General features: G+C 46.8%; 11 protein-coding genes and 1 tRNA gene. 7 read left to right on the top strand and 5 right to left on the bottom strand.

The window, feature by feature from the left end; all coding sequences use genetic code 11:
• Positions 1–20: 20 nt before the first annotated feature.
• A complete protein-coding gene (locus HQRW_RS08175; RefSeq protein ID WP_011571768.1) occupies positions 21–500 on the top strand; it encodes an SRPBCC family protein in 480 nt (159 codons plus the stop codon).
• An 806-nt stretch (positions 501–1,306) separates the two neighbouring features.
• A complete protein-coding gene (locus HQRW_RS08170; RefSeq protein WP_014556220.1) occupies positions 1,307–1,777 on the top strand; it encodes a 2Fe-2S iron-sulfur cluster-binding protein in 471 nt (156 codons plus the stop codon).
• A gap of 130 nt (positions 1,778–1,907) precedes the next feature.
• Here HQRW_RS08170 and HQRW_RS08165 read toward each other — a convergent pair whose 3' ends face one another.
• Positions 1,908–2,507, bottom strand: a complete 600-nt coding sequence (locus HQRW_RS08165) for an RNA-guided endonuclease InsQ/TnpB family protein (protein WP_231852485.1) — start codon at positions 2,505–2,507, stop codon at positions 1,908–1,910.
• A gap of 404 nt (positions 2,508–2,911) precedes the next feature.
• On the opposite strand from HQRW_RS08165, the gene HQRW_RS08160 reads away from it, so the two are divergent.
• The gene (locus HQRW_RS08160) at positions 2,912–4,177 is read left to right on the top strand and encodes an arylsulfotransferase family protein (RefSeq protein ID WP_014556219.1); all 1,266 of its coding nucleotides are present in this window, start codon (positions 2,912–2,914) and stop codon (positions 4,175–4,177) included.
• A gap of 150 nt (positions 4,178–4,327) precedes the next feature.
• Here HQRW_RS08160 and HQRW_RS08155 read toward each other — a convergent pair whose 3' ends face one another.
• Complete coding sequence (locus HQRW_RS08155) at positions 4,328–5,413, bottom strand: hypothetical protein (protein WP_231852285.1); 1,086 nt, start codon at positions 5,411–5,413, stop codon at positions 4,328–4,330.
• A gap of 373 nt (positions 5,414–5,786) precedes the next feature.
• Here HQRW_RS08155 and HQRW_RS08150 point away from each other — a divergent pair, with 373 nt between their 5' ends.
• Together HQRW_RS08150 and HQRW_RS08140 are read left to right on the top strand one after the other, a co-directional pair.
• Positions 5,787–6,419, top strand: a complete 633-nt coding sequence (locus HQRW_RS08150; protein ID WP_014556217.1) for a LysE/ArgO family amino acid transporter — start codon at positions 5,787–5,789, stop codon at positions 6,417–6,419.
• A 1,270-nt stretch (positions 6,420–7,689) separates the two neighbouring features.
• Positions 7,690–8,052, top strand: a complete 363-nt coding sequence (locus HQRW_RS08140) for a hypothetical protein (RefSeq protein ID WP_014556216.1) — start codon at positions 7,690–7,692, stop codon at positions 8,050–8,052.
• A 1,077-nt stretch (positions 8,053–9,129) separates the two neighbouring features.
• On the opposite strand, the gene HQRW_RS15560 is transcribed toward HQRW_RS08140, so the two are convergent.
• Complete coding sequence (locus HQRW_RS15560; protein ID WP_149031539.1) at positions 9,130–9,324, bottom strand: hypothetical protein; 195 nt, start codon at positions 9,322–9,324, stop codon at positions 9,130–9,132.
• A 139-nt stretch (positions 9,325–9,463) separates the two neighbouring features.
• Here HQRW_RS15560 and HQRW_RS16955 point away from each other — a divergent pair, with 139 nt between their 5' ends.
• Both HQRW_RS16955 and HQRW_RS08135 read left to right on the top strand, forming a co-directional pair.
• Entirely contained in the window at positions 9,464–9,613 is a 150-nt protein-coding gene (locus HQRW_RS16955) for a phage NrS-1 polymerase family protein (protein WP_394324561.1), read from the top strand.
• 274 nt (positions 9,614–9,887) lie between these two features.
• Positions 9,888–10,412, top strand: a complete 525-nt coding sequence (locus tag HQRW_RS08135) for an HPP family protein (protein ID WP_011571759.1) — start codon at positions 9,888–9,890, stop codon at positions 10,410–10,412.
• Between the two features lie 123 nt (positions 10,413–10,535).
• Here the strand turns inward: HQRW_RS08135 and HQRW_RS08130 are convergent.
• Together HQRW_RS08130 and HQRW_RS08125 are read right to left on the bottom strand one after the other, a co-directional pair.
• A tRNA-Tyr gene (locus HQRW_RS08130) sits at positions 10,536–10,609 on the bottom strand.
• Between the two features lie 63 nt (positions 10,610–10,672).
• Positions 10,673–12,745, bottom strand: a complete 2,073-nt coding sequence (locus HQRW_RS08125; protein ID WP_014556215.1) for a DEAD/DEAH box helicase — start codon at positions 12,743–12,745, stop codon at positions 10,673–10,675.
• Between the last annotated feature and the right edge of the window lie 126 nt (positions 12,746–12,871).

The following is a 12,871-nucleotide window of genomic DNA, read 5'->3' as shown; positions in this document are numbered from 1 at the left end:
AGAAGGCAAGTTTGTAACATATGGCAACGTATTCACGACAAACACGTATCGATGCACCACTGGAGTCAGTTTGGGATTTTCATTCACAGATCTCAGGATTGGAGGCATTGACGCCTTCTTGGATGAATCTTGAGATAGAATCTGTTACCGGACCTGATGGCACTACTAACCCAGACGTGCTTGTTGCAGGGTCAACAATTAAAATGTCGATGCGACCACTTGGGATTACGCCACAGCAACAATGGACATCAGCAATCACTGCCCGGAAAGCAGGTGACGGGACGGCGATGTTTCGCGATGAGATGCGTGGGGGTCCATTCTCGACATGGGTGCATACACATCGATTTTTCGCTGATGGAACAACGACAATTCTCCATGATGAAGTAAGATATGAGTTCCCAGGTGGATTTCTTGGAGATATACTCTCAACATTTGGTGTCATTGGATTTGAACCAATGTTTCGTGATCGACATCAGACGACAAAAAAACAATTAGAGTAACCTTATTTTGTTCTGATGGACTGAATGAATTTGATATTTCGCTACTTATCTTCAACTCAACTCACTATCAAAAAAATATCACGAGTTACAGATACTCACCTAACCGCATTACACTTACTACCGGTAGTGTATGATGTCGATTTATGAGTTATACAGACGCAATACCACGATCTTCAGACCGTAGATACGCGCCGTCGCAACCGGGGATTTCTGAGCAGTTTCTTTGCAACATCACATAGGTATAACTGTCGGCGCACTGGCTCTGGCTCCACTGTAGCTGAGCGCCTGAAACGTGGCGGTTCGAGTGTGAGTATCCGCCCACGCTGGAAACAGGGTATGCCCTACGTGGGAAGCAAACAACAAGCACCGGGCAAGCGTCAACGTAAGTAGCTCCGAGTCTGGTGACACCGACCACCAACCACCGACCACCGCTCCTATGGCAAAACTGACACAGGACCGCGTTTTCGGCTAAAGATAGGAGTACCGGGGGCTGAGATGTGGCACTCCCAATTGCAAGAGGCTGTCCGTTACCTAGCTTCATACCGATTCACACGGTGTGTGAGCTTGGCAATCTGTGAACCTGCACCTGAGACTCCCAACTCAGCGCAGCCCCGCGGTGCCGTGGGATTCCTCCGCGTGTAGTGATTCAACAAACTTCTGGGTGAGCTGATTCACTAATTCGATACGAGAGAACTACTCTGACCGGTGCATGTCTAGTTAACCACCCAGTTTTTCTGTGAACTACTAAACGCGGAGGAGGATGTCAAGCTGATATATACACATTATTCTTCTAGTATCATCTCTTAATGACTATGTCAGAGAACACCGATAGTATCCCAGTAATTGTTATTGATACTGACACCAAGACAAAGATCACTGTCAGCATCGGCACCAACCTTCGCGATGCCCTCCGTAATCATGACTTCTCCCCGTATGGACGCCTGAGTGAAACACTCAATTGTGGTGGTAATGGTCTTTGTGCAACCTGTGGTGTTCGGGTGCGTGTCTATAACAATCAACAAAATGATATTGCTGATACTCAAATCCATACCGACGATAATGATATCATGTACCCCGACTCTGGACCTACCCCAAATCACTGGCATGACCGCCTTGCAGCTCGCTTCGGATATCCACGGTTATCGTGTCAAATAACTGTTAGTGAACCGCTAGTTGTGCAATTACTCCCTAAAAAATTACTTTGGGGCGGTCGCAAAACCAAAACTGAGGTCACTGATAGTATGCGTACCAATGATGCAGACAGCAATTACAGGTAGGTCAACTACCCCACCCTACTTCCCTCATCGGGTAAACCGATTCGGTCGATAGAGGGTGGGGCTTGTCAGTGGTCTCTCCCTCTAACCCGAATCCTCGTTTCACAGCAAGGCTGGGTGAGAGCTGTATGCTCTAACTCGGAGTCCTTGACCCTGACTTCAGATCATATTGACTGAGGCTCCTCCCACGAGACGGCTGATGGCCTCGTAGGAGATACAACTCCGCCACGTTCTTCGCTGCGTTGTAGTCGGCGTGATTCTGCTTCCCGCAGCGACGACACTCAAACTCGTCACCGTGACGATTACCATCCCGAACACATTCGCACTCGTTGCATCGCTTCGACGTGTTCTTCGGATTGACTGTATCCACAAACAATCCACGCTCCTCCGCTTTGTACTCAACAAATTTCTTGAGTTTACGGAATGCCCACATCGAATGCCAGTCAGCTTCTGGAAGCTCTTTTCGAATACCGTCCAGCTTCTCGAAGATAATTCCGTCACAATCGTGTTCAATAGCTTCCTGAACAATTCGGTTCGCCACAGAGTGTAGGATGTGCTTCACGAATTCATCTTCCCGACCACTCACCTCCTGCAAAGTACGGTGTGCTGACTGCGTTCCACATTCCTGTAGGTTGCCACGAGTTCTCTCAAACTCTCTCCGAGCGTGGTTGAGTTTGCCTGCACTAAAGAAGCCTTGAGGAAGGGGACTCCACCTCGCAAGTGTTGAAGCGATAATATGTTATCATATCAGTCCGGACCGGAATTCTCCACCGTCCGGCGAATTGTGGAGAGTCAAGGAGAAAGCCCCGTGCGTTAACGCGGGAAATGAATCCGACACAAGGAGCGCTGCCCACGAGTCCTCGCTCTTCAGGCGCGGGAGAATATCAATATGTCACTCGAATCCACTCCGATAATCTGTCTCCGATATAACATCTCAATAGAGACATTATCAGCTATTTATCAGGTGGGCAGCCATTTATCCAGTCTTTATTATTCACTATGCCCGTGAATTATATAGAATTCGTTTGTGAACAGGAATGAGCGAATATGGTTCCAGTTTTATCACTGAATCAATCTGAGTACCAATCATGCCATAGTATTGCAGTTTTATATATTGAGCAATCATGAGATTACACGGTGGCATTAGAACGATATCTTATATACTTCTGCGTTTGTACTATCGTAATTTCTACAGGTGTCATTTTCATCGATTTTGCTGGCGGGTCAAGCAATGAACAAACAGCAGACGCAACATTAGAGCAGCAATCACAGCTTCCATTCTCTGAGCGTAAGCAAGTCGTCCAGTCAAATAAAAATACAACCGTCATTAGCGACCACCCTGGTGACCGGTTGATCGCATTTGCACCCGATGGGCGCCTCCTCTATTATAACGATACGTTTGATCGGTATCACGATGTTGACCCGATTGCGAATGGTTCGAGTACTGTCGAAGTTGTCGGTGTTGAGTACCTTGATTTAGATACAACGCGCCAGTTTGTCCAGCGAATTAACCTGACAACAGGAAATTCAGAAATAGTGTATACGCATATTGTGCCACGAACCGGCGGTCCTCATCGGTGGCATGATGTTGACCGTCTTGGACCTCATAGATTAGTCGTCGCTGATATCTACCGGGATTCGGTGTTTATTGTCAATACAACGACCGAAGAACGCGTATATGAATGGCATGCTCAAGATAACTATCCTCTCAGCGGCGGTGGATCATGGCCGACTGACTGGACTCATCTCAACGATGTCGAAGCACTTGCTGATGGTCGAATTATGATAAGCCTTCGAAATCAAGATCAAGTCATATTCATCCAACCTGGTGAAGGGCTGATTGAGGACTGGACACTCGGTGCGGAGAGTGAATATTCGAGTCTCTATGAACAGCATAATCCAGATTATATTCCAAAAGAGCGGGGCGGTCCGGCGGTTATCGTTGCAGATTCACAAAATAATCGAGTCGTCGAATATCAACGCACAAATGACAGTTGGCAACGAAGTTGGCAGTGGTCGGATACAGAGATGCAGTGGCCACGTGATGCTGATAGACTTCCAAACGGACACACGCTGATTTCGGATTCAAATTCAGGTCGGATTCTTGAGATTAACGAGTCAGGCGACATTGTTTGGAAAATAACCGGTGTTTCAAACTATGAGGCTGAACGACTGGGGACAGGAGATGAAAGCAGTGGCGGATCCTCAGCAGCAACACTTGATTTAGCATCACAAGGAACGCGTGATGCAAAAACATCACAATTCAAATCGATTGTTGGGTTAATAAAGAACTTCCTCAGGTCTATTCTGCCAGCGAAAATAATTAATGCAGCGTTAATCGTAATACCATCTTGGATGTCGCCACAGTCAATTGGTGCGGTTTTCTCAGTAGCTTATTATTGAAACGGAGTCGATATGAGTTTCAAACCCCAATTATTAGACAGGACGAGTAATTATTGTACTCACGAGATCAACGAAGCCATCTCTTTTGAATGTCATAACACGCGTGTATCATATGTCTCAATGTTATACTAGTGAGAAATAATTAGCTCACTATGCAGTTATCAGCCGGGGACAGCCAAGATGTGCTGCAACATTGTGGGTACTGATAGAGTGAAGCGGCTCTAATTGAGCGCTCACAAATGACTGGAGACACGTTGCCAACGCATCAGGGGTGGTGCTATTGCCGGCGAAGTGCGACTCAAGAAGTGTTCGATAATCTTGTTTGGTCAATCTTGTGTCAGTTCGGTCTGTTAATGGTGTCTCTGCCAGATCCCACTCTGCCCGCCACTCATTTGGATCGTTCTCAATTGCGTCTGGGTCGAAGCGTGGGTACTCAGCCGTTATATCACCGTCAAGTGATTGTGCCATTTTGATACTATCGGTATAGTTATGACGAACTCCAAGCCGAGATAAATCCGCATAGTAAAACCCATCAAACACATCATCATTTTCTCGATACAATATATTTCCATCAGCAAGTTGCTGATGTCGAGATGCGAGCAATTCAATTGAGTCGGAAGTATTACTCCAGGTGAGTATTGTCCTTGCGTCTGTCTGTCTTAAATCCTCGACAACATGTTCAAGTAATATCCGCTCATCGTGACTATCAGCTGCTGCTCGATGATAGACTGGGGGGTCTGTTGGTGTATCGAATGAATCAATACAAACTGCTGTTATCTCATAACCAGCAGGATTGTCCGGAGAAATTGCTTGCTCACCGCTCGCTGGAATAACCGTAACCGCGAGTCCGATACGGTCAGACCGCTCGCTGAGTTTTGGAATTGACATGTTGCTTGCAATAGATTCCTCAGACCTAGACGGGGAGTCTATCGCTGGAGGCTCAATTCGCTCACAGTTCTTATTGCCTGAGGTTATGGCAAATGCCGGGGTCCCTGCTGTCTGAATCTCGTGGCTCCGCGTTATTTGATTAAACTCATACCATTGCCCTTGTTGCCACTCGAATGAGTTATCTTCTGGTGATGGGCTGGTGACTGCAACTCGCGTCTGTGTCCGCTCAATGTCTGTACAATATAATATTTTCATCCCATTAGCTTTTGATACCTCCGAAGAGACAACCTGATCAACGCGAAACCGCAAATTATCCGGATTTTGCTGATTGAGCGCTCGAATACTCATATACAATATTGAGCGCTCAGCAGATATACCGGCTTTGCTAGAAACTGACGACATATGACGAGCGGAGGATGTCAATGCTGAGATACTGTAACAGTATTAACCGCCAGATATCAGATATGAAATAACATATAGCTGAGTCACTCTGATAGTAGATACTATCACCTAGTGAGAGAATCCTGCCGTCCATGATGAGAGTGAATCAAATCAATTCAAGTGGGTCATCCACGAGGGCTGGCAATTAAATATCGATGATATGTGTGATATCAAACCAGTCATTCAAATATTATATTTTACATCAATAACCAGTCGAATATTTATATGTAGCCAGCAAAATAATCGTCTGAACACTTCTCAAATCAGTGGTTAAGTAAATATGTCTCTCACTGCATTCACACACGGAATTACACTTGCTATTGGGCTTATCCTTGCACTTGGTCCTCAGAACGTCTTTGTCTTTCAGCAGGGTGCACTTCAACCTGACATTAGCCGAGCGCTACCGACTGTACTCACTGCAGGACTGTCTGATACACTGCTTATTTTACTTGGGGTACTCGGTGTGTCAGCCGTAGTGATTGAATTTGCGTGGTTACAGACCACTTTATTCGGAGCCGGATTTGTGATGTTGGTGTATATTGGGTGGACGCTCTATACCGCTCCCGCGGTTGAAGTGAATCCACACACACAAGAATTTCTTGGCGTTCGTGAGCAAGTCGGATTCACTGCATCTGTCTCATTGTTGAATCCACATGCAATCTTAGACACCGTCGGAGTAATTGGGACCAATGCGCTGGCATACACAACCCCAGATCGGTGGGTGTTCACCGCAGGGTGTCTAATTGTATCGTGGGGATGGTTTAGCGGATTAGCCATAACAGGTCGTGCACTTGGAGAATCAGCGAATGCCAATCTGTGGATGGAATACCTAAACGTCGTCTCAGCAGTCATTGTGTGGATTGTGGCACTATATATGGGTTGGCAATTTATTCACTTACTTGCGATTGTCTGAAGGAAACTACAAAAATCCAATAAAATAACCGCACCAGTTAACGAAGACCGCGTCTGTAAACTAATTGACGCTATGTAATTGATGTAGGCTATCCTACAAGCTGAACAATGAGCGTCTTGAGAATTAAATATAATCCAGAGGCAGCTCACATATTATATCCATTTGATTATAGAATATAAGAAGAAAACCCGTATTTAGCCATTGGAGGATGTCAATGCGCCGATGTCGTTACTAGAGTGTGAATCGGAATACCATCCCCATCAGATATGTACGCACTTCCGCTAGCAAAAATAACCACAACCAGTTATGAACTAGTCGCAGATAATATTTCTACAGCGATCTTTGAATCCTGATTTAGATCTAGATATAATCGCGCCGTTGCTTCATGAACAGGTCCGAAGTGGCTGCGACCGCATCAATTATTGTAAGTTTTGTTCCTCATTCTTCAACTGTGGAAGTGATCCTGATAGTGATTAGTTCGAATAACTTCACTGACGGTGTCGAATGACGCGGGTTCAGCGGCTCCCATCACCGACACGGATAATCACGGCGGTAAAGACTTGCACTAATCACTATGAGAGGTCAAACACTAATGTGCTAATATTCCTGACGCGACTCAACTTGGGTAATTTAGTCACCACCCTGATCAGGCGCATATGCACTTATGAATCGCCTCGAGGTCAAGCCCCGGGGCATTCTCCTAGACCGCCTGTAAAGGCAACAGAAGCAGTCTGTGTGGTTGCAATCGATCGGATACGGTAAGGCGAAATTTCTATACAGTATACCACCAGCAATGATCATCCGGTCGCCCTCTGGTCCACGGAACACATTCACGTGTGACGGAAGCTCATCATCCCGGCGAATATGACTGGTGTCAACATTCCACCGTTGTATTGAGTCAATAACGACCTCGGCATCATACTCATCTCTGACTTGGGAGATACCTGTCGTATCGCGACCGAATTCAGTAAGACCACAGGCGATGTTCGCAGCAACCACACCACTACGGCGTCCACAATGTGTGACGACTGCGATATCACCCGAATCTGTAATATATGAGGGAACATACATGATCAATGACTGCACTCCTGACAGTGATCGTGGTTAATATATGCTATCAATCCCTGATATTATATTATTGTTAATAGACTCTTTCTGTGTCCTCCTCGGTCTGAGCAATACAAAAGCAGTGATTTTTTATTGATATATCGTACGATATGAAGGCGAAATGGAGACGAGAGCAAAAGTGAGTTGGGATACATAATTGAGTATGGACAAGGACTCGACCGTAGACCAGCCTGTAGATGAAACACCAACTATCACGTGTTCACGATGCAATCGCGAGTGGACACTTCATTACGAACTTGAGGAATTATACGCTGGGAATCGAGCTGTCGAACAGTTTGCACTTGATCATGAGCGACATACCGGTCACTTTCCTGATGAAATAACACCATGGATTGTTAGTTGTCAACAGTGCCCAGATAGTGATAGATATCTTGAGGAACGACCAGCTCGCCGCTGGGCGAAGACTCATGTCCGCCATACCGATCATACGGTTGAAATTCGATCACCAATTGAGGAGGATTCTCCCGAATTGATTGATTTCGATTACCAGCAAGAGCAAAAGTGAACCCACGTGTGGTAACCTGAGGCGCTGACTCGCCTCGAAACATCTTGAGATAGAGTCTTATCATAGTAGTGACACTACATAGTAATACACTAATTACCGCTTACTGACCAGAATACTCCCTCAGTTGTCTAAGACTGGGATACTTTCGGTGCGACAAGCACGAAACCACAAAACACATAATCAATAATAATGAACAATCAAATGGATCTTGGGGAGACGTCGTCACATATAACTGCTCAAGCTCATATCTCGCGCCACTTCCTCAAGATCTTCTGTTACACGCTCACCAGTGTGTAGATTGAACTCATTGCATACCACTCATTAAAAAATCGTTTATATTCCCCCGGATACGTTCGGCTACACATCAAAATATGATGTAGGCAACTAGAATCAGGCAGGTTGCTCGACCCAAGTCGATGCTCGTCGGAAGATACAATCTCGGAACGAATTCATTATATTATCGACCTGACACACCCCTGGTGAATACCGATACGACCAGTGCCCTCGGATACCGCCCAAGTGATTACTAAGTCTCTCCGTTCGGGAAGCCTGCTGTGGTTCCGGTGACCGGACATGCAGAACGTTGGTCTAATGTGGCGCTGTCCACTGCAGCCATTTATACGAACTGGTATACTCGACTACCGATTGCTGCCCTACTCATCCGATACCCGCTACTTCGTCACCATGACTCAATCAATCCTCAAGCAAGTCCCACCAATCTACGAAGATCCAATCCACGCCCCTGTCAACGAGTCGGTCAGCGTCGGAACCGGGTCTCTTCACTACAAAAGATATTAATGGCTAATCCTGAATAACTGTTTAACCCATCTTGACTGCTTCTTTCGCCGGCGTGGAACACATCGAGTGTCCCCACAAGATAAATAAATCGCTTAGCGGCGCCTTTCGCCGCTCTAAGAGCAACTTTAAGACTGAATAGGCAGGATGGAACCCCAGGCTTTGGAATGATGACATAACTCAATTAGCACCCTAAACTTTCATAACACTCTCCTCGTAAAACATAGTGAATCACTAACGGCTATGACCGGACTTGATGACTGAGTGAACCCCCAGACATTTTCAGGGCTGAACAGCACCGAATACTGTCGCTGTCCGGTCAATCTGATTCGTTCCGAAAGGAAGTTCGCTCTCCCCGATTTGAACAGGGGAATACGGCGCGATAACAGGTCGGCATTGGACAATCTGCTCGGCTTCCCCGACCGCTGGCGTGGGCTCGCGGAGATGACAACCAATGACCCAAGATCTCGAACTCATCGCACCACAGAAAGCAGTAGACCTCTACCTCGCACAGCGAAGACGACGCTTCTGAGAGAACCGTACAGGCTCACAGATACGGTCTCAGGTACTTCGCCCGTGATAGTGATGAAAGCTGAAAATCTACATCAGAGGGGATATGTCCTTCGTGAAGCAACTCTACTACTGGTGCAGAGGTGATCAGCAGTTGATGGATGAATGTTTCCGAGCCTCTGGTCGATACGGTATACGCGGCCAACCTACTCCAAAGTGGGATGAGCAACGCGGTGACAGACCTATGGAGAGATGACCACACGGAACGTCTGTCGAGCCAACAGCGAGACGTTTGGAGAGAGGTACGTGGAGTGAGAAAGGATTCGAAAGTGTTGGTATCGTCCACCCACCACCTGTGTTATTCCGCTGGTTGTCAGCCAAGGTACACGGAGTGTTTTCCATGTACGCTATCTCTCGTTCAATCCCTCCATATACTACCTATGACAATCGGGTGGATGTTCGTTGAATTAGCAGCAACGTGCCCAGACAAAACAGGAGAGACTCATGAATCAGGTTCGGAGTGACCGAATATGAGACGCCGAGTTGGAACGAGTCTGTATGCTGGGCTATTGTTCACGGTACTCGGCGTGATTGCGTGGGGAAGTGGTCAACCGTTCATCTTCCCAAGCCTTGGCCCAACCGCCTTTGTTCTCGCGTTTGACCGACGGAGCGAACGGACACAGACGTATCGAGTCATCGGTAGTCACCTTATCGGAGGAATTGCTGGCCTGATAGTGTGGACGGTAGTGGCGACAGGGATTTCTATTACTGCGACACCACCTCCCCTCTCTATAGAGGGCTTTCGCTTGGCTGCAAGTGCAACAGTTTCCATCGTACTGACCAGTTGGGCGATGATAGCCACTGATGCGATTCACCCACCCGCTTGTGCCACGACGCTTATTATCTCACTCGGACTGCTTTCGACACCTTTGCGTGTTGGTATCATTGTCGGTAGTGTTACTATTCTTGTTCTGTTTCACGGTGGCGTACTGTATGTCTTCAAGCGTATTGTTGGTGAATCTCATCCTCTATATAGGGAGGAGAAGTCCGATTGATGAGCAGTAGTCTGTCCGGCATTAATCGGGTGCCATAGGACTGTTTCCGAGATGTAGATTCTTTTTGATGAGGTTGAATCGAGTGCATATATCTGCTCGGCTTCGAGTCGTTTGGTGAGGAAGTCCGCCCTCCCCGATTTGAACGGGGGGCAAGTCGATCTACAGTCGACTGCTCTACCAGGCTGAGCTAAGGGCGGTTATCATATATAGCGACGTTTAATAATTTAAACGTTACTCATCACTATTGTCCATCGACTCAATCACACATCTTCCTCAGCTACATCACGCTCTGTCACACGGATCCCTTTCTCAGCCAAGTGTCGAAGCTGACGTTGCGCAAACTCCTCTTCGGTTGTACCCCGAGTTGCAAGAACGTAGACCTGTGCACTTCCTGTTGGACGCATCGTCCGACCTGCACGCTGGGCACCTTGTCGCCGAGAACCACCAAGACCTGATGCAACAACTGCCAACTCAGCATTTGGAAGATCAATCCCCTCATCACCGACGCGTGATATAACGAGTACTGATATCTCGTCGTCACGAAATGACTCAAATACTTGATCTCGTCGATAATGTGGCATTTCACCACTAACGAATGGAGCGTCAAGCGCGTCTGCAAGTGCCTCTCCGTGGTCAAGCCATTCAACGAACACAAGAGCACTCGCATCAGAATGCATCCCAAGCAATTTCTTTGTCGTTGTTATCTTCTGTGGGTTTTCTGCGGCTAATCGTCGGCGATCACGACCATCGGCATTTGCCCACTCATTCTGTGAGAGTTCATCTTTCCATGGAACATATTGAATCTCGACATATGGTTCCTGTACATATCCTGCCTCAAACAGTGCTGACCAATCAGTTCCGATAGGCGGACCGACAAGTGTGAAAATCTCTGTTTCCTTATCATCTTCACGGACTGGTGTTGCAGAAAGCCCAAGTCGATGTTTTGTCTGCAAGTCTGCACTCCGCCGATACACCGCAGCAGGGATATGATGAACTTCATCATAGATAATTAACCCCCACTCACGTGAGTCGAACAATGATCGGTGTCTATCCATTCCAGCCGTTTGATAGGTCGCAATTGTTACTGACTGTACTGTCTTTTTTCCGCCGTGATACTCCCCAATTTGATCATTGTTTAGATCAGTGTGTTGAATTAACTCTGCACGCCACTGCGAGGCAAGTTCTCGTGAAGGAACAAGAATGAGCGTCTCACCACCAATCGCTGCCAGTGCACCAATAGCTGTTACTGTCTTGCCAGACCCGGAGGGTCCAACAAGAACACCCGCACGCTGGTCAAGAAAATTATTAACCCAATCCTGTTGATATGAACGAAGTTCAGCCTCGAGTGTGACTGCAAGTGGTTCTCCAGTCTCAAGCTCTCTTTCATCGATTACAGGATATCCAGCTTCATATAACGTGCGTTTAATCGCTGCCTCAGCACCGTCACGAACCCAATTCTGTGTATCCGAGATTGGTGCAATAAGTTGCTCTTCATCAAGTTTTTGTCTTGCGATATTCCCCATCAAACTTTCTGACGCGGCTTCAAGTACCACATACCCATCATCGTGTGTAAAGAGCCGAAACCGATTCGCTCGCTTCCACTGCGTCTCAATCCAAGATTCTAATCCTGGAACACGCCGCGGAAGTGCTGATCGAATCACTGAGATGAGACTTCCGAGATCATCAAACGGTGCTTGCCAGATATCTTCTTGACGCACACGATAGAGATAACCACGCGACTGAGGCTGTCGTGGGGCACGTGTGTCTGCGTCCGTCTCTGCGTCTTCATCTTCAACGATTGTTGTCTTCTCAGGGTCAGTTATGCTAATGCCATCTTGATCAACCATCTCTTCACTTACCTGTGGTCCATGCTGATCTACTGGTTGTCGTTCGCCAGTGGTGTCGACAAGATGCGCGAACTGAGTGAGTTGCGCACGCGTATATTGTGTTGGATTATCAACTACAATCTCCCGGCGGTCTGGAAAGACAACAATGCGTTCACGTGTCGACATTTCCGAAAGTGATGTTGGGTAATATACAACTGGATCGTCATCAACTGTAATATTATCAATGACTCCACTATCAATTAACGTCGATAATTGCTCTGTTATTGTTGCTTGATTTCTCGACAAATAACGTGCAATGGTTGAAGCGGTGACAACGGGCCGACGAGCAGCCTCAAATATATCATAAATCTGATCCGTAGAAAGTCTATCCGATGTTTCGGTTTTATTCGACCGGGGGTGATCATTCGTCTCGACCGCTGTTTCGGTCTGTGTGTCTATAGATTCCGCAGATTCCACAGACGCATCAGATTTAGACTTCTTACCCATTACTGGTATTACGTTGCAATAGGAAAACAACTTGCGACATTACCTCTTGGATAATAAAAACCCATATATCGCTGTCAAGACTCCATGTTCAATGGTTGATTACACCCGGATCAGACGTATATAATA

The sequence above is a fragment of the Haloquadratum walsbyi C23 genome, from assembly GCF_000237865.1.
GTDB classification, from domain to species: domain Archaea; phylum Halobacteriota; class Halobacteria; order Halobacteriales; family Haloferacaceae; genus Haloquadratum; species Haloquadratum walsbyi.
This window is presented reverse-complemented; position numbering and strand designations above follow the sequence as displayed.

Coding starts and splice junctions, on each gene's coding strand:
- HQRW_RS08175 (WP_011571768.1), top strand. CDS start 21: ATGGCAACGTATTCACGACAAACACGTATCGATGCACCACTGGAGTCA.
- HQRW_RS08170 (WP_014556220.1), top strand. CDS start 1,307: ATGACTATGTCAGAGAACACCGATAGTATCCCAGTAATTGTTATTGAT.
- HQRW_RS08155 (WP_231852285.1), bottom strand. CDS start 5,413: ATGAGTATTCGAGCGCTCAATCAGCAAAATCCGGATAATTTGCGGTTT.
- HQRW_RS08150 (WP_014556217.1), top strand. CDS start 5,787: ATGTCTCTCACTGCATTCACACACGGAATTACACTTGCTATTGGGCTT.
- HQRW_RS08140 (WP_014556216.1), top strand. CDS start 7,690: ATGGACAAGGACTCGACCGTAGACCAGCCTGTAGATGAAACACCAACT.
- HQRW_RS15560 (WP_149031539.1), bottom strand. CDS start 9,324: ATGAGTTCGAGATCTTGGGTCATTGGTTGTCATCTCCGCGAGCCCACG.
- HQRW_RS16955 (WP_394324561.1), top strand. CDS start 9,464: ATGTCCTTCGTGAAGCAACTCTACTACTGGTGCAGAGGTGATCAGCAG.
- HQRW_RS08135 (WP_011571759.1), top strand. CDS start 9,888: ATGAGACGCCGAGTTGGAACGAGTCTGTATGCTGGGCTATTGTTCACG.
- HQRW_RS08125 (WP_014556215.1), bottom strand. CDS start 12,745: ATGGGTAAGAAGTCTAAATCTGATGCGTCTGTGGAATCTGCGGAATCT.